Source organism: Nonomuraea sp. NPDC005692, assembly GCF_040631115.1.
Classification (GTDB): Bacteria; Actinomycetota; Actinomycetes; order Streptosporangiales; family Streptosporangiaceae; genus Nonomuraea.
The window spans coordinates 529,472-545,716 of sequence record NZ_JBEXYU010000001.1; the positions used below are offsets into that span (position 1 = coordinate 529,472).

At 72.3% G+C, this 16,245-nt stretch carries 17 protein-coding genes; 10 read left to right on the forward strand and 7 right to left on the reverse strand.

What is annotated here, in order from left to right; all coding sequences use genetic code 11:
• The first annotated feature begins 14 nt into the window (after positions 1–14).
• A complete protein-coding gene (locus ABZ459_RS02510) occupies positions 15–1,289 on the forward strand; it encodes an MFS transporter (protein ID WP_357964835.1) in 1,275 nt (424 codons plus the stop codon).
• 50 nt (positions 1,290–1,339) lie between these two features.
• On the opposite strand, the gene ABZ459_RS02515 is transcribed toward ABZ459_RS02510, so the two are convergent.
• Both ABZ459_RS02515 and ABZ459_RS02520 read right to left on the reverse strand, forming a co-directional pair.
• Positions 1,340–2,899: a bifunctional 3'-5' exonuclease/DNA polymerase gene (locus ABZ459_RS02515; RefSeq protein ID WP_357965851.1), complete on the reverse strand. Its 1,560-nt coding sequence runs from the start codon at positions 2,897–2,899 to the stop codon at positions 1,340–1,342.
• 30 nt (positions 2,900–2,929) lie between these two features.
• Positions 2,930–4,240, reverse strand: a complete 1,311-nt coding sequence (locus tag ABZ459_RS02520) for a metallophosphoesterase (RefSeq protein ID WP_357964837.1) — start codon at positions 4,238–4,240, stop codon at positions 2,930–2,932.
• Between the two features lie 306 nt (positions 4,241–4,546).
• Here ABZ459_RS02520 and ABZ459_RS02525 point away from each other — a divergent pair, with 306 nt between their 5' ends.
• The gene (locus ABZ459_RS02525; protein WP_357964838.1) at positions 4,547–4,957 is read left to right on the forward strand and encodes a hypothetical protein; all 411 of its coding nucleotides are present in this window, start codon (positions 4,547–4,549) and stop codon (positions 4,955–4,957) included.
• Here ABZ459_RS02525 and ABZ459_RS02530 read toward each other — a convergent pair.
• Positions 4,936–6,510, reverse strand: coding sequence for an FAD-binding oxidoreductase (locus tag ABZ459_RS02530; RefSeq protein ID WP_357965853.1), 1,575 nt, complete (start codon positions 6,508–6,510; stop codon positions 4,936–4,938). The genes ABZ459_RS02525 and ABZ459_RS02530 overlap by 22 nt on opposite strands.
• A gap of 31 nt (positions 6,511–6,541) precedes the next feature.
• Between ABZ459_RS02530 and ABZ459_RS02535 the strand changes: the two genes are divergently transcribed.
• The 6 genes from ABZ459_RS02535 to ABZ459_RS02560 all read left to right on the forward strand — a co-directional run bounded on the left by ABZ459_RS02535 (position 6,542) and on the right by ABZ459_RS02560 (position 12,349).
• A complete protein-coding gene (locus ABZ459_RS02535) occupies positions 6,542–7,051 on the forward strand; it encodes a helix-turn-helix domain-containing protein (protein ID WP_357964840.1) in 510 nt (169 codons plus the stop codon).
• Positions 7,044–8,531, forward strand: coding sequence for a glycerol-3-phosphate dehydrogenase/oxidase (locus tag ABZ459_RS02540; RefSeq protein ID WP_357964842.1), 1,488 nt, complete (start codon positions 7,044–7,046; stop codon positions 8,529–8,531). The genes ABZ459_RS02535 and ABZ459_RS02540 overlap by 8 nt, the downstream gene beginning before the upstream one ends.
• 110 nt (positions 8,532–8,641) lie before the next feature.
• Positions 8,642–9,511 (forward strand): sucrase ferredoxin, encoded by an 870-nt coding sequence (locus tag ABZ459_RS02545; RefSeq protein ID WP_357964844.1) that lies wholly within the window; start codon positions 8,642–8,644, stop codon positions 9,509–9,511.
• A gap of 100 nt (positions 9,512–9,611) precedes the next feature.
• Complete coding sequence (locus tag ABZ459_RS02550) at positions 9,612–9,923, forward strand: WhiB family transcriptional regulator (RefSeq protein WP_125634885.1); 312 nt, start codon at positions 9,612–9,614, stop codon at positions 9,921–9,923.
• A 340-nt stretch (positions 9,924–10,263) separates the two neighbouring features.
• Complete coding sequence (locus ABZ459_RS02555; RefSeq protein ID WP_357964846.1) at positions 10,264–11,484, forward strand: esterase-like activity of phytase family protein; 1,221 nt, start codon at positions 10,264–10,266, stop codon at positions 11,482–11,484.
• A gap of 67 nt (positions 11,485–11,551) precedes the next feature.
• Positions 11,552–12,349, forward strand: coding sequence for an alpha/beta hydrolase (locus ABZ459_RS02560; RefSeq protein ID WP_357964849.1), 798 nt, complete (start codon positions 11,552–11,554; stop codon positions 12,347–12,349).
• Between the two features lie 35 nt (positions 12,350–12,384).
• Here the strand turns inward: ABZ459_RS02560 and ABZ459_RS02565 are convergent, their stop codons facing one another.
• Positions 12,385–13,014 carry a TetR/AcrR family transcriptional regulator gene (locus ABZ459_RS02565; protein WP_357964851.1) on the reverse strand — a complete coding sequence of 210 codons (630 nt, stop codon included), beginning with the start codon at positions 13,012–13,014 and terminating at the stop codon, positions 12,385–12,387.
• Between the two features lie 83 nt (positions 13,015–13,097).
• Here ABZ459_RS02565 and ABZ459_RS02570 point away from each other — a divergent pair, with 83 nt between their 5' ends.
• Complete coding sequence (locus ABZ459_RS02570; RefSeq protein WP_357964853.1) at positions 13,098–13,730, forward strand: maleylpyruvate isomerase N-terminal domain-containing protein; 633 nt, start codon at positions 13,098–13,100, stop codon at positions 13,728–13,730.
• On the opposite strand, the gene ABZ459_RS02575 is transcribed toward ABZ459_RS02570, so the two are convergent.
• Positions 13,731–13,964: a DUF397 domain-containing protein gene (locus tag ABZ459_RS02575; protein WP_352327185.1), complete on the reverse strand. Its 234-nt coding sequence runs from the start codon at positions 13,962–13,964 to the stop codon at positions 13,731–13,733.
• A 133-nt stretch (positions 13,965–14,097) separates the two neighbouring features.
• A complete protein-coding gene (locus ABZ459_RS02580) occupies positions 14,098–14,979 on the reverse strand; it encodes a helix-turn-helix transcriptional regulator (RefSeq protein WP_357964856.1) in 882 nt (293 codons plus the stop codon).
• 231 nt (positions 14,980–15,210) lie between these two features.
• Here ABZ459_RS02580 and ABZ459_RS02585 point away from each other — a divergent pair, with 231 nt between their 5' ends.
• Positions 15,211–15,582, forward strand: a complete 372-nt coding sequence (locus tag ABZ459_RS02585) for an ATP-binding protein (protein ID WP_357964858.1) — start codon at positions 15,211–15,213, stop codon at positions 15,580–15,582.
• A 32-nt stretch (positions 15,583–15,614) separates the two neighbouring features.
• Here the strand turns inward: ABZ459_RS02585 and ABZ459_RS02590 are convergent, their stop codons facing one another.
• Positions 15,615–16,241, reverse strand: coding sequence for a phosphoribosyltransferase family protein (locus ABZ459_RS02590; protein WP_357964861.1), 627 nt, complete (start codon positions 16,239–16,241; stop codon positions 15,615–15,617).
• Between the last annotated feature and the right edge of the window lie 4 nt (positions 16,242–16,245).

The following is a 16,245-nucleotide window of genomic DNA, read 5'->3' on the forward strand; positions in this document are numbered from 1 at the left end:
GCGAGACTTCACAGGTGACCAGCACCCCCACGAAACCCCCCGTTGCCCTGCCTGACCTCGCCGGCGTCCAGCGTCGAACCCTGGTCGTCCTGTCCGCCGCGCAGATCGTGGGCGGTGTGGGGGTGGCCGTCGGGCTGGCGCTCAGCTCGGTGGTCGTGGACGAGCTGTCCGGCTCGACCGTGATCAGCGGGTTCGCCGGAACGGCGACCGTGCTCGGGGCGGCGCTGCTCGCGCTGCCGACCGCGCGGCTGTCGAGCCTGGGAGGCCGCCGGGTCGGCCTGTCGCTGACCTACCTGGCCGCGCTGGCGGGCTGCGCGATCTCGGTGGCCGCGATCAGCCTGGGCAACTGGCCGCTGCTGCTGGCCGGCCTGGTGCTGGTCGGCGGCGGCAGCGCGGGCAGCCTGGCGGCCCGCTACTCGGCCACCGACCTGTCACCAAAGGGCCACGCGGCCCGGCACCTGTCGCTGGTGGTGTGGGCCTCGACCGTCGGCTCGGTCGCCGGGCCCAACCTGGCCGAGCCCGCCGACCGGATGGGGATCGAGGCGGGGCTGGCGGCCAAGGCGGGGCCGTTCGCCTTCGCGGCGCTGGCGTTCGCCGTGGCGCTGGTGATCATCATCGGCGGCCTGCGCCCGGACCCGCTCAAGCTGGCCCGCGAGCTGGACGGCGCCCCCGAGCCCGGCCCCGGCCGCCACCGCACGATCAGGACGGGCCTGCGCACGCTGCGCGAGACTCCCATGGCCCGCCGCGCGCTCGTCATGATCGCGGTGGCCCACACCGCGATGGTCTCGATCATGTCGATGACCCCCGTCAAGCTCCACCACGACGGCTCGAACCTCAACGTCATCGGCTTGGTGATCAGCCTGCACATCGCCGGCATGTACATGTTCTCGCCGGTCGTGGGCTGGCTGGCCGACCGGGCGGGCAAGGTGCCGGTGCTGGTGCTCGGCTCGGCGCTGCTGCTGGCCGCGGCCGTCCTGGCGGGCACGGCGGGGCACCGGGTGTGGCAGGTGACGACGGCCCTCATCGTGCTCGGGCTCGGCTGGTCGTGCGGGCTGGTGGCCGGGTCGGCGCTGGTCACCGAGTCGGTGCCGATCGACCGCCGGCCCGCCGTGCAGGGCCTGTCCGACCTGCTGATGAACGTCTGCGGCGCCACCGGGACGATCATCGCGGGCGCCATCGTGGGCATCCTGTCCTACGGCGTGCTCGGCCTGGTCGTCGGCGTCATGGTCACCCTGGCCGGGCTCTGGCTGGTCTCGGCCCGGTACCGCGACCGCGCCCGACCGGCCTGAACGCTCACTTGGCGGCGCCGTGGCAGCCCACGGCGACGGTCTCCAATCGGTCACTTGGCGTCGCCGTAGCACCCCACGGCGACGGTCTCCATCGGGAAGCGCACCGGGGTCGAGCCGAACAGCAGCCTGCTCGCCTCGGCCGCCGCCGCCGTCACCGCCGCGGCGACCTCCTCCGCCTGCTCCAGCGGGCAGTGCACCATGACCTCGTCGTGCTGGAAGAACACCAGCCTGGCGGGCTCGGGCAGCAGCCCGCGCAGCACCGCCAGCAACGCCAGGGCCCATTCGGCCGCGGTGCCCTGCACCACGAAGTTCCTGGTGAACCTGCCCCGGTCGCGGGCCGCCCGGCCGCCCTCAGGGCCGGACACGAGCTCCTTCCACCGCCCGGACGGCGGCGGGCTGGTACGCCCGAGCCACGACCGCACCAGCCGCCCCTCCTCTCCCGCCTTGGCCGCGTCCTCCACGAACTGGTACGCCTTGGGGAAGCGCTGCCGCATGACGGCCAGCAGCTTGGAGGCGTCGCCGCTGGTGCCGCCGTACATGGCGGACAGCATCGCGATCTTGGCGTTCCCGCGCTCGCCGCCGAACGACTGGGCCAGCGCCGAGTACAGGTCGATCTCCCCCGCCGCCCTGGCCAGCCCGCCGTCGCCGGCCATCGCGGCCAGCACCCTCGGCTCCAGCTGGGCCGCGTCGGCGACGACAAGCGTCCACCCCTCGTCGGCCACCACGACCCGGCGCATCACCTTGGGGATCTGCAGCGCCCCGCCGCCGCTGGTCGCCCACCGGCCGGACACCACGCCGCCGACGACGTACTCGGGGCGGAAGCGCCCGCCGCGCACCCACTGGTCGGCCCACACCCAGCCGTGGAAGCTGTAGAGCCGGGCCAGCTCCTTGTAGGCCAGCAGCGGCGCGACGGCGGGGTGGTCGATCTTCTTCAGCTCCCACGACCGGGTCGTCTTCAGCGCCACCCCGGCCCCCTTGAACGCCTTGACGAGCTGCTGCACCGAGTCGGGGTTGACCGGGCGCCCGAAGGCCGCCGCCACCTCGTCGGCCAGCGCCTGGAGCTTGGCCGGGCGCATGCCGTGCACGGGCCGTGGGCCGAGCATGTCGGTGAGCAGCGCGTCGTGCACGTCCCGGCGCCAGGGCATGCCCTCGTGCGACATCTCGGCGGCGACCAGCGCGCCCGCGGACTCGGCGGCGACCAGCAGCCGGAAGCGGCCGGGCTCGGGCAGCTCCTCGATCCGGCGGAGCTGGTCGGCCAGCACCTCGGCCACCGCCTCGGCGGGCAGCGGCTCGGGCGCGAACAGCGTGCCGGGCACGCTCGGCTGGTCGTCGGGCACCGGCAGGCCGTGCAGCCGGGCGTGGGCGGCCCGCGCCGAGCGCGGCTCGCCGTAGCGGCCCTCGTGGGCGAGCAGCAGCCCTTCGGTGAGCGCGAGGTCGTGGCAGCGCGCGACCCGCACGCCCTGCTCCAGCAGCGGCGGGTACGTCTCCCGCGTGTCGGCCCAGACCCACCGCGGCCCGCCTCCGGACTCCAGCTCCCGCACCGCGGACGCCGGGCCGGCCGCGCGCCGGGCCCTTCCACCGACGGGGAGCACCGTCTCCCCCGCTACCACGACATACACGCACATAAGGGTGCCAAACAGCTACGACAAATCGATGTGCACCTCGTCCTCCAGCGGCGGCCGGAGCTCCTGCTCCAGGCAGCCGGTGGCGGCGAAACAGCGCAGGGTCAGCCGGTCGGGCGTGACCGACACGTGCAGGAACTGCTTGAAGAACGGCGGCTGATCCCAGTCGGACAGCTCCGACAGGAAGCGGTGGAACACCTTGTCCACCGGCAGCCTGAACGGCCACGGCCAGGCCCCGAGCAGCCGCGCCGCCCAGCGCATCCGCCGGGTGACCGTGACGGCGCCCTCGACCGGCCGGGCCGGCCGGTTGCCGATCTGGCTGGACATGATGCACACCGCCTCGTCGGGGGTGAGGCAGAGCCACTTCATCCGCAGCCGGCGGGCGTAGAGCTGGCTGTAGAAGGACAGCGAGTCGCCGCGCAGCGGGTAGCACTTGAACTCGTCCTCGGCCACGCCGGCGACGTCCACCCTGCCGATGATGTGGGTGGCGTGCATGAAGGCGCCGCCGCCGCCGGTCACGATGTACTGGATCACCCGGTCGCCCACCTTGACCGGATAGCGCTGGTAGTTGTGCACGTCCCCGCCGATGGCCGCGACGTACCGGTGGGCCGGGTCGCGCACGATGTCATCGATCGTGCCGCCTTCCTCCAGCGGTGACGGCTTGTGGACGTTGCCGGTGTAGATGGGCTTCCCGGTCACCAGGATCTTCGGCCGCGGGTCCAGCGAGACACGGCGCAACCAGGCCGTCTGCGCCTTGTCCAGGACGTTCTTGATGCCGGTGTCCACGCCCACGACCAGCAGGCTGTCGCTCTCGATCACCCAGTACGGCGCCGGCTGCGCGGCCTGCTGGGCCGGCCGCCCCCGGAGCTTGCGCGCCTCGGCCAGCCTGCCCTCGTCGATCGTCTCCGGCTTGCGCCACAGCAGCCCGCGCAGCCCGCGGTCCGGCGTCGGCTTGAGCGGCGGGGCGTCGCAGAAGACCCGCATGAAGCCGCCGAGCCCGTCGTACCAGTCGTGGTTGCCGGGGATCGCGTAGATCGGCGCCTCGTAGTCCTTGTACGGGCGGAAGAACTTGTCCCCGTACTCGTTGCCCGACCCCGTCGGGTAGATGACGTCGCTGGCGATGACCGCGAACGAGGTGTCCTGCCCGAGCCTCAGCATCCCGGGGACGACGGCGTACTGGGAGGCGTCGCCCTCGCCGGTGTCGCCCAGAATCAGGAAATTGAAATTTCCCCCGACGCCGGGCTTGATGCGAAATTCCGGATCTATCCCGCGGGCTTCCTGTGCCGCGATCCACCGTTTCCGCACCTCCCCCGAAGGATCACCGAACAAGCTCGCCAGGATCTCGTTCCTGGACAACCAGAGTGTGCGTAAATTCAGCCAGGTGAATCCGCCCTTGTCCGGTCTGAGCTGGGCAAACGTCCCCGGTTCCGCACAGGCCCAGCCGGCCCCCGCCTTCGACACCCGTGAGGAATGCTGCTTCCCGCGCTCGGCCGCGACTTCCACCATGACCACATCTTTACCGGCATCCACCATTCGCGCACACTCCACTCTCCGTACTCCCGGAAACACAGATGGTGCGGCATGGTGTAACCTCACGTCCCCAAGCAAGCCCTTGGGACGCGGAGGTGGGCTCCCATGAACCGGAACGGCCCGGACGACGCGACCCGGATGGGCAGCCCCGACGCGGCGGCCGTGCAGGCGTTACTCGCCTACGCGCTCACCCTCCCCCGGCGGGGCGGCCGGGGCGTCGACCGGGCGCGCGAGGCCGTCGCCCAGAGCCGGGCGCTGGCCGCCCGCTCCCCCGCCGAGTACACCGGCCTGCTGGCCCACTGCCTGCGCACGACGGCCAGGCTGCTGCTCGACCGCTCCCGCGCCACCGAGGCGCTGCCCATGGCGCAGGAAGCGGTGGCGCTCAGCCGCGGGCTGGACGGCGGCCACCTCGCGGTCTCCCTCTACCGGCTGGCCGAGGCGTACGAGGCACTCCACCGCTACAGCGACGCCGCAGAGACGCTGGCGGAGGCCGATCAGATCCCCGGCGGCGACTGAGGGACGAGCACCCCCGGGTTGAGTATCCCGGCCGGGTCCAGCCGGTCCTTGACGGCCTGGAGCACGCCCACGCCCAGCGGGCCCAGCTCCGCGCCGTAGGCGTCCCGGTGGTCGCGGCCCACCCCGTGGTGGTGCGAGATCGTCCCGCCGGCCTCGACGATGGCCGCGTTCACCGCCTCCTTGGCCCGCTCCCACTGCTCGACCGGGTCGCCCTGCTGCGGGGTCACGACGGTGAAGTACAGCGAGGCGCCGGTCTCGTACACGTGGGAGACGTGGCACATGACCAGCGGCGAGCCGAGCGCCCCGAGCAGGGCCAGCCGGACCGCGTCGTACAGACGCGGCAGGTTCGACCAGAAGCCGGCCGTCTCCAGGGTCTCCACGGTGGCGCCCGCGCCGAGCAGCGAGTCACGCAGGTACGGCGCGGAGAAGCGGCCGTGCTCCCACGCCTGGCCGGGCTCGGGTCCCAGCGGCTCGCCGCCGTGCCGGGCCAGCACCGCGGCGGCCGCGGCGTGCCGGTGGCCGATCCAGTCGCCCTCGACGCCGAGGATCACCAGGCAGCCGGAGCCGCCGCCGCCGATCGCGTCCGGCCGGGCCAGGCCGATCATGGTCTCGGTCTCGTCGGAGAGCCGCAGCACGGTGGGAAGCGGGCCTTCCTGGGCGAGTGCCCGCACGGCGGCCGTCCCCGCTCGGAACGACTCGAACCGCCAGCCCTCGTAGCGCCGCTCGGCCGGCCTTCTGCGCACCCGCAGCCGCAGCGACGTGATGACGCCGAACGCCCCCTCCGAGCCGAGGACGAGCTGGCGCAGGTCGGGCCCGGCCGCGGACTTGGGCGCGCGGCCGAGCTCCAGCGTCCCGGACGGCGTCGCCAGGGTGAGGCCGACGACCATGTCGTCGAAGCGCCCGTACCCGGCCGAGGCCTGGCCGCTGGAGCGGGCCGCGGCGAAGCCGCCGAGCGTGGCGTACTCGAAGGACTGGGGGAAGTGCCCCAGCGTGAGGCCGTGCTCGGCGAGCAGCCGCTCGGCCTCGGGGGCGCGCACGCCGGGCTCGAAGTCGGCCACCATCGACTCGGCGTCGACCGAGCGGAGCCGGTCGAGCCTGCCCAGGTCGAGCGCGATCACGCCGGTGAAGCCGGCCCGCGCGGCCACGAGCCCGCCGACGACGGAGGTGCCGCCGCCGAACGGCACGACCGCGACCCGCTCGGCCGCGCACAGCCGCAGCAGCTCTTCCACCTCGTCGTGCGAGCCGGGCAGCACGACCGCGTCGGGGGCGTCGGAGCCGTCTCCCGCGCGCATCCGCAGCAGGTCGGGCGTGGACTTGCCGCGCGTGTGCCGCAGCCTGGCCTCGTGGGAGGTCAGCACGTGCGCGGGCCCGGTGACGGCCGCGAGCGCGGCCAGCACCGGCTCGGGCAGCGCGACCGGGGGCAGCCGGACCTCCTCGATGGCGGCGGCCGGGGTCTCGGGCGCGCGCACGCCGAGCAGGTCGTGCAGCAGCTTGCGGATCTGTTCGGGCAGCTCGCGGGCCTTGGCGGGGTCGCCCCAGCCACTCCACAGCATGGGTTCACCGGTCACGCATACACTGTGACACATGACGTCGAATCGTCACAATGAGGGCGTGCTGGACGCGGCCCGCGCGTGCGTGCTGGCCTACGGCGTGCGCAGGACCACGCTCACGGACGTGGCCAGGCGGGCGGGCGTGTCGCGGATGACGATCTACCGCCGCTGGCCGGACGTGCGCTCGCTGGTCGCCGACCTGATGACGCGGGAGTGGGTCGCGGTCGTGTCGGGGCTCGACCTGTCCGACCCGGTGCCCGCGATCGTGGCGGGCGTACGCGGGCTGCGCGGGCACCCGCTGTGGCGGAAGATCGTGGAGGCGGACCCGGAGCTGCTGCTGCCGTACCTGCTGGACCGGCGGGGGGCGAGCCACGAGGCGGTGCTGGCCCTGCTGGAGCCGGCGGTCGGCGGGCCGGCCAGGGCGCGGGCCGTGCTGCTGGTCGCCCAGTCGTTCCTGCTGTCGGCCCCCACGATGCTCGACCCCGTGACGCTCGACGACCTGGACGCCGAACTCACCGCCCTGCTGGAGGCCTACCTTGGATAGCTCGCTGAACGCCCGCAGAAGGTCGTACGAACTGGGCGTGGTCGCCGCCGAGCGGCTGGACGTGCTGGTGGTGGGGCTCGGCGCGACGGGAGCCGGCGCGGCCCTCGACGCCGCCTCCCGCGGGCTGAGCGTAGCGGCGGTCGACGCGCACGACCTGGCTTTCGGCACGTCGAGGTGGAGCTCCAAGATGGTCCACGGCGGGCTGCGCTACCTGGCCAAGGGCCAGGTGGACGTGGCCTACGAGAGCGCGGTCGAGCGCGGCATCCTGCTCAGGACGACGGCTCCGCACCTGGTCAAGGCCCATCCGTACCTGCTGCCGCTGACGCCGGCGGTCTCCCCGCGGCAGGCCGCCCTGGTGATGACCGGCTACCGGCTCGGCGACGGGCTGCGGACCGCCGCGCGCACGCCGCGCCGCCTGCTGCCCGGCCCCACGCGGCTCGGCGCGGCGCGCGCCCACACGCTCGCGCCGGTGCTGGCGCGCGACGGCCTGCGCGGCGGCCTGCTGTCGTGGGACGGCCGGCTGCTCGACGACGCCCGCCTGGTCGTGGCGCTGGCCAGGACCGCCGCCGGGCACGGCGCCCGCGTCCTGACCCGCTGCCGCGCCCTGCGGCTCACGGACGAGGGCGCCGAGGTGCGCGACGAGCTGACCGGCGAGCGGTTCACCATCCGGGCCAGGGCGGTGGTCAACGCGACGGGCGTGTGGGCCGGGCAGCTCGACCCGGCGGTACGGCTGCGGCCGTCCCGGGGCAGCCACCTCGTGCTCGACGCCGGGACGCTGCCGGGGCTGATCGCCGGCATGCACGTGCCCATTCCCGGAGAGAGCAACCGATTCGCGCTCGTACTCCCCCAGGGCGACGGCCGCGTCTACGTCGGGCTGACCGACGAACCGGTGGACGGGCCGGTGCCCGACGTCCCCGAGGTGCCCATGAAGGACGTCACAGCGCTCCTGGAGGTGCTGAACGGCATTCTGGAGACTCAGGTGACCCCTGAGGCGGTCGCGGGCGCGTACGCGGGCCTGAGGCCGCTCCTGGCCGCGGACGGCCGCACGGCGGACCTCTCCCGCCGGCACGCGGTCCTGTCGGACGGCGGTGTGGTCACGGTCGTCGGGGGCAAGCTCACCACATACCGGCGAATGGCCGAGGACGCCATCGACCGGGCCGTCTCCCTCAAAGAGCTCAGCGCCGGACCGAGCCGGACGAAGCAGATCCCACTGGTCGGCGCGGGCCCGCAGCCGGACGGGGTGCCGCCCCGGCTGGCCGAGCGGTACGGCAGCGAGGCCGCGGCGGCGTACGAGCTGGTCAAGGCCCACCCCGAGGAGGTCGGGCTCGGCCTGACCGAGGGCGACCTGCTCTGGTCGGTCCGGCACGAGGGCGCGCTCGACGAGGCCGACCTGCTGGACCGCAGGACCAGGATCGGCCTGGTCGCCACCGACCGCGACCGGGCGCTGCCCGCGACACGCGACGTGCTCGGGATCACCTGACCCCGACCCCAAACCCGCCAATGCGTTAGGTTATCCTTACCTAATTCGTCGGGAAGGGGGAGGCGTTGGCGAGGGGATGCGAGCATCCGGCGGGCTGCCACACGGGAGCCATGCCCACCCTGGCCAGCGCCACCGTGGGAGCCCGGCTCTGGCTGCTCGTCGAGTACGCCGGCGCGTGGCCGTCCCACCTGGAAAGCTTGCAACTTCCTGAAGAAATCTCCGAACTCGTGCGCAGAGCGCTCGAACGCGGTATCAGGCCCCAGCTCATCAGGCGTCCGGGCAGGCGAACCCGCCAGCGGGACCAGGGCATCCGTGTGCTATTGGCGTACGCGGCGGGCGACCACCCCTGGTTGGCCAGCGGTGTCGTCGCAGGTCCGGACGATCTTGACCTGGACGCCTTCGTGGCCGGAGTGCTCCCGGAGTCCTGCATACTTGATGACGAGCCGGTATTTCTGGTCTGCACGCACGCCAAGCGCAATGCGTGCTGCGCCCGCATTGGACTACCCCTCGCTCGGTCGCTGGCCGAATCTTTGCCCGACAGAGTGTGGGAAACGTCACACGTTGGCGGCGATCGCTACGCCGCCAACCTCGTGTGCTTGCCACACGGAATTTTCTACGGCAGCATGTCTCAGGCTGCTGCACTGGCAGCGGCTAACGCGTACCGGTCGGGCGAGGTCATCCTCGACCGTCTCCGGGGGCGCGCAGGCATCCCTGAGCCATTGCAAGCCGTCGAGCATTTTGCCCGAGCCCATACGGGAGAGTGCTCCGTCGGCGCAGTGGCCGTGGAATCCTCCAGGTCGGACGGCGACGTCACCGAAGCAGTCGTGCGCTGCGGAGACGTCCGGTTCCAGGTTGTGGTTGAGCCATCGGCGTTCACAGCGCCGTGTGGTACGGCTTGCGCCGAGACGATCACCACCTACCGGCTGGTTTCGCTGGACAGGCTCACGCCTGTGCGGTACGCCACGCCCGCCCTCGCCTGACTAGGGAACATCACGGCCCGTCCTTGCGTTGGAACAGTGACGCCAAAAGCGTCCAATGCGGCTCAATTACCGAAATACCTCTCACGAAGGTGGTTTTCTCATGTCTCAGGTACGTCGGCAGCTCGCCCGCCCGCGCCCCAGCTGGGGTTGGCAGGATGATGCCGCGTGCCGGGGTGAGGATCTCGTGCTCTTCTTCGGCCCCGACGGGGAGCGGCAGCCCGAGCGTGACGTACGTGAGCGGAAGGCCAAGGCGATCTGCGCCGGGTGCCCTGTCCGCAACGAGTGCCTAGACTACGCGCTGTCCCGGCCGGAGAAGTACGGCACGTGGGGCGGTCTCAACGAGGACGAGCGCGCCAGCGAGCGTCGCCGTCGCATGCGCCGCGCCGCCAGCGCCGGCATCTCCGCCGCCTGACACACCTCGGCAGCATCAACGATCATCGCGTGATCACTCAGTTGTCCCGATGAACCGGAGCCTGGCCTTCCATGCCCAGGCTCTGGCGAACCCGGTCGGGGCAACTGCCTGATCAGGCCCGAGATCGTCATCCCGCACAAAGCATCGCCCGGCCACCCCCGCCCGACCCAGGGCAGGGGTGGCCGTCGCGTTTCCCATCGTCCGCGCCTTTCGTCCAGGCATGTGCGCAGGTCATCGGGCTCGGGACTGACTGGCAATGATGTCCGATTCATCCATGAGCGTCCCTGTAGGTCGTCTCGTGTTCGGAATGCCGTCATGTGCCGCCTCTAGCGTGCCCGCCATGAGACGCATCACCACTCTGACGTGCGCGGCGGCCGTCGCGCTCGCCCTCGCCGCCCCGGCCACCGCCGCCATGGCCGATCCCGCCCGGCCCGAGGACCGCGGACCCGCCACGTTCGGCCGGGCCACGCTGACCGGCTTCGCCGCGCTGCCCGCGCAGACCTACGTGCCCGGCAGCGAGCCGTCGGGCTCCCTCCTCGGCACCGCGCCGGTCAACGGCGTCACCCCGCCCTTCCCCGGCCAGCCCGTGCAGGGCTTCAGCGGCATCGCCCGCCGCCATGACGGCACCTTCGACGTGCTGTCCGACAACGGCTTCGGCAACAAGGCCAACAGCGCCGACTTCCTCCTGCGCGTGCACCGCGTCAAGCCGGACTTCGCCGCCAAGAGGGTCGAGGTGCTCGGCGGCTTCAACCTGAGCGATCCGCGGGGGCTCGTCCCGTTCGCCCTGACCCGCAAGGACCGCACGCTGACGGGCTCCGACTTCGACGTCGAGTCGATCGTGCGCGCGACGGACGGCACGTACTGGATCGGCGACGAGTTCGGCCCGTTCCTGCTGCACTTCGACCGCAAGGGCCGGCTGCTCGACGCCCCGGTCGAGCTGCCCGGCGTCAAGGCCCCCGAGAACCCGTGGCTGAACGGCGCCCAGCCCGACCTGGCCAGCTCCAAGGGCTTCGAGGGCATGGCCAGGTCGGTGGACGGCCGCCGGCTCTACCCGCTGCTCGAAGGCACGGTGAACGGCGACCCCGCGGGCACTCTGCGGATGAACGAGTTCGACCTGCGCAAGCGCGCATACACCGGGCGCACGTGGACGTACCGGCTGGAGGACCCCTCGCACTCCATCGGTGACGCCGTCGCCGTGGACGCGAACCGCTTCCTGATCATCGAGCGGGACAACCTCCAGGGCGACGCGGCCAAGGTCAAGCGCGTCTACCTGGCCGACACGCGCGACAGGGACCACGACGGCGCCCTGGACAAGACGCAGGTGGCCGACCTGCTCGACCTGGCCGACCCGCGCGGCCTCGGCGGCACGCCCGGCACGTTCAGGTTCCCGTTCCAGACCATCGAGGACGTCGTCGTCCTCGACGACCGCACCCTCGGCCTCCTGGACGACAACAACTTCCCCTTCTCCAACGGCCGTACGCCGGGCCGTCCCGACGACAACGAGTTCATCACCGTCCGGCTCTCGCGCGGCCTTCAGGCCGATCCGCGAATTTTCCGGTAGAAGCATGTAGAGAAGCGTGGGACGGCTCCGACCTCCTCGTGACAGGAGCCCGCAGAAGGAGTTCGACATGCAGTCCACGGTTCAGACCGTCGCCTCGGCCGACGGCACCCGCATCGCGTTCGAGAGCAGCGGCGAGGGCCACCCGGTGATCCTGGTGGGCGGTGCCTTCAACGACCGCACCACCGTCGCCGCCCTCGCCGCCGCGCTCGCCCCCGGCTTCCGCGCGATCGCCCACGACCGCCGCGGCCGGGGCGGCAGCGGCGACGCGCCCGCCTACGCCGTGGAACGGGAGATCGAGGACCTCGCCGCGGTGATCGAGCACGCGGGCGGCTCGGCGAGCGTCTTCGGCCACTCCTCCGGCGCCATCCTCGCGCTGGAGGCCGCGGCGTACGGGCTGCCGATCGCCCGCCTGGCCGTCTACGAGCCGCCGTACGTCGTGGACGGCGCGCGCACCGCGCCCGGCGGCGACTTCGCCGAGCGCCTGCGCGCCCTCGTCGAGAGGGACCGCCGCGACGAGGCCGTGGCGCTGTTCCTGATCGAGGGCGCCGACGTGCCCGCGGAGGCCGTGGCGGGCATGCGGTCGGAGCCCGTGTGGGGCTGGTTCACCGCTCTGGCGCACACGCTCGCCTACGACGCCGCCGTGTGCGGTCCGGGGCAGTCACTGCCGGTCGAGCGGCTGTCCCGCATCCCCGTGCCCACCCTGGCGATCGGCGGCGACCAGTCCCCGAAGTGGATGCTGGACGCCGTGCGGGCCGTCTCCGACGCCGTGCCGGGCGCCCGGCACGTGGTCCTGCCGGGCGAGGACCACGGCGTGCTCGGCCGGCCTGAGGCGCTGCTTCCGACGCTGACCGACTTCCTGTCCTGAGCGGGTCCGCCACGAAAGAGCCTGTCTGAGCGGGGTCATCCGCTTCCGGGGTGCTGGCCGAGTGCATCCCGCAGCTCCGCCGCCGCCTCCGGGGTCAGCAAGGGGTGGGAGTAGAGGTCGAGCAGGGTGAGCGCGAGCAGGTGGGCGCCTTCGGGGCTGAACACGTCCACGCCGAGGCCGCGGGAGACGTGCCTGTGCAGCACGCCGACCGACAGCGACATGGCCGTGGACACGGTCGCGCGCGCCCTGCGCCCGGCGAACGGCTCGTCGGTGCGGGTCTCGTCGAGCTCCTCCAGCCACCGCTCGCTCAGCTCGGCGATGCCGTCGAACAGCGGCGCCGCCCAGCCCTCGGCCAGCGCCCGCGCCACGTACAGCCGGTAGGGCGCCAGCGCGTCGAGCGCCGCGGCCACGGGGTTGCGCCCGGCGGGCACGGCGCCGGCGCGGACGTCGTCGTCGATCCGCCGGACGACCCTGATCAGGTGTTCGTCGCACGCCTCGCGCAACGCCTGCTTGGAGCCGTAGTGGTGGCGCAGCAGCCCCGGGGACACCCCGGCGGTCCCGGCGATGGCGCGGGTCGTGGCCCCCTCGAAGCCGTACTCGCCGAAGTGCAGCAGCGCCGCCTCCCTGATGCGGGCGCGCGCGGTGAGGTCTTCGGGCTCGGTCATGCGGTACGGCTCCCGTCCGGACGTGCGGATCGTGACGACCCTACACGCGGGTACACGAAGCGGACGGCGATAAGGTGCCCTTCATGCCGGACTCAGCACTCGTGACCGCGGACGACCTCGACGAGGCCGTCGCCCTCGCCGTCGACACGCTGCGGGCCGCGCCGCCGCAGGCGTGGGAGGCGAAGGCGGGCTCACTGGAGTGGACCTGCTGGGAGACCGTCGAGCACCTCGCCGACGACCTGTTCGCCTACGCCGCCCAGCTCGGGCTCAACGTGCCGCCGCTGGACACGTACGTGCCCTTCGCGCTGGAGCGGCGCAGGCCCGGCGGCCCGAACAACACCATCCACGCCGACCGCGCGGCCGGGCCCACCGGGCTGCTGCAGGTGCTCCAGGCCTCCGGCGCGCTGCTGTCGGCCATGGTCCGCACCGCGCCGCCGCAGGCGCGCGGTCATCACATCTTCGGCATGGCGGACGCCTCGGCGACCGCCGCGATGGGCCTGGTGGAAACGCTCGTGCATCTGCACGACGTGTCCGAGGGGCTGGGCCTGGCCTGGGAGCCGCCCGCGGACCTGTGCTCGCGGGTGCTGGCCCGCCTGTTCCCCGACGCCCCCGTGGACACCGCCCCCTGGGCCACGCTGCTGTGGGCGACCGGCCGCGGCGAGCTGCCCGGACGGCCACGTCAGACCCGGTGGCGCTGGTACAACGAACCCCGCTGATCAGACGATCAGGTCGTCGAACTCCCCGTCCTTGGCCCCCAGGACGAACGCGCTGATCTCGGCCTGCGTGTACACCAGCGCGGGGCCGTCGGGGAAGCGGGAGTTGCGCATGGCGATCTCACCCGTGGGCAGGCCCGCGACCTCGACGCAGTTGCCGTTGGGATTGCTTCGCCTGCTCTTGCGCCACACGACGGGAAGGTGACCGGCGGGGGTTCCGTTCCGGAACTCGTGCATGGGGGAAGCTCCTAGCGATCTTACGGATGCACGTGCATCCGCGTTTGCGCTGACCATACGACAGCACGACAGACTCCATATACCGGATGACCAAAAATCCGACTATGGAGTGGATCACAGGAGTTTCAGCAGCTCATCCGGAAATGAGCTGTTCCAGAAAGCGCCGTGTCTGCTTCGGCTCCAGGGCCTGGATGCTCAGCCGGTCCATGACCTCCATGTAGTGGTCGGAGTCGACCGGCTTGTCCAGATACAGGGCGCTGGTGAGCTGCTCCATGTAGACCACGTCGGGCAGCTCGCGCTCGGGGAAGCGCAGGATGCTGAACGAGCCGCCGGCCGCCGCGTGCCCGCCCCTCTCGAACGGCATCACCTGCACGGTGACGTTACGCTCCTCCGTGGCGTCGAGCAGGTGGCGGATCTGCTCGCGCATGACGTCGGCCCCGCCGAGCCCCCGCCGCAGGACGGCCTCGTCGATCACGGCCCACAGCTTGAGCCCGCTCTCCAGGCGCCTCTGCCGGGTGGTGCGCAGGGTGACGCGGCGGTCGAGCTCGGGGTCGAGCGCCTTCTCGTTGCCGAGCCGGATCACGACCTTGGCGTAGGCGGGCGTCTGCAGCAGGCCGGGGACGAACTGGTTCTCGAACGTGCGGATGGCCGAGGCGGCCCCCTCCAGCCCGATGTAGACCTCGAACCAGCCGGGCAGCAGGTCGCCGTACTTGTGCCACCAGCCCGGCGCGTTGGCCTGCCGGGCCAGGGCGAGCAGCGGCTCGCGGTCCTCCGGGGCGGTGACGCCGTAGAGGGTGAGCAGGTCGGCGACGTCCCGCTGCTTGAAGCTGACCTGGCCGAGCTCAAGTCGGCTGATCTTCGCATGAGATGCGCGAATCGAGTACCCGGCATCCTCCCGGGAGATACCCTTCTCGGTACGGAGCCTGCGCAGTTGCGTACCCAGCAGGATCCGCAGCACCGTCGGGCTTCCCGGCGTGTAGCTGAGAAGCTTTCCCTCCGCGCTCTGTGCGCTCACTCGACCGCTCCTAGATCATCTGCACGTGCAGATGGTATTCGCATCGGTAAAACACGAAAAGTCTTGCATCACTACCCACACCCCGTAAAGATGGGCACTGGATCACCAGACCGCGCTTCGGGGGCCAGAATGACGACTTTCGACGCTCGGCCGCAAGCCGCCATCGGTTCCCGGCCACCAGGGTGGCTCGCCACCATTCTGGTGGATGGGCGCGCCGGAGAGTGCGACGCGGTGTTCCCGTTCCACGAACGCACCGCGTTCGAGCCGGCGTGCGTGGCGACGGCCCGGCGGTTCGTCGACCAGACGCTCACCTCGTGGGCCGCCGCCGACCTGGCCTACGACGTGCAACTGGTGGTCTCGGAGCTGGTCACGAACGCGATGCGGCACGGCGGCGGAGCCGTACAGCTCCGGCTGCTCTTCCGCCGGCCCGAGCTGGCCTGCGTGGTGACCGATCACAGCGAGACCGTCCCGGTGGCGGCGCCGGCCGACGTGTTCGCCGAGTTCGGGCGCGGGCTGCGGCTGGTCGACGCGCTCTGCAACGCGTGGGGCTGGTTCGCCCCCGGCGGCTCCCGGAAGCTGGTCTGGGCGGTCCTGTCCGCATAGACACCGGTACGAGCGGCGCCGTCCGGTGAAGGTCACCTCCGCTCCAGGAGGTCCAGCACGTCGTCGTCGGTGAGCTGGTCGAAGTGTTCGTACCACTGGCCGACCGCCCTGAAGTCGATCGGGGTCAGCAGCACCACCACCTCGTCGGCCTCCGCACGCATCATCTCGACGGTCTCCTCGGCGCCGACCGGCACGGCCAGCGTCACCCTCGCGGGGCCGGCCGCGGCCACCGCGCGCAGGGCCGCCCGCGCCGTCACGCCCGTGGCCAGGCCGTCGTCCACGACGATCACCTCACGTCCGGCCAGCGGCGGCAGCGGCCGGTCACCCCGGTAGGCCCGCACCCGCCTGGCCAGCTCGTGCCGCTCCCGCTCGACCACGTCGGCCACGTCCTCGGGCGTCAGGCCCAGCCGGTCGAGCATCGTCAGGTCGAACACCGGCTCGCCGCCCTCGGCGATCGCCCCCACGCCCAGCTCGGGAGCGGGCGGGTAGCCGATCTTCCGGGTGACGAGCACGTCCAGCTCGCCGCCGAGCCGGCGGACGACCGGCACGGCGACGGCGACCCCGCCACGCGGCAACGCCAGCACGACGGGGTCGCGCACCTCCGGCAGCCGCTCGGCCAGCAACGCCCCGGCCTCGGCCCGATCCGCGAACACCTGCATGACC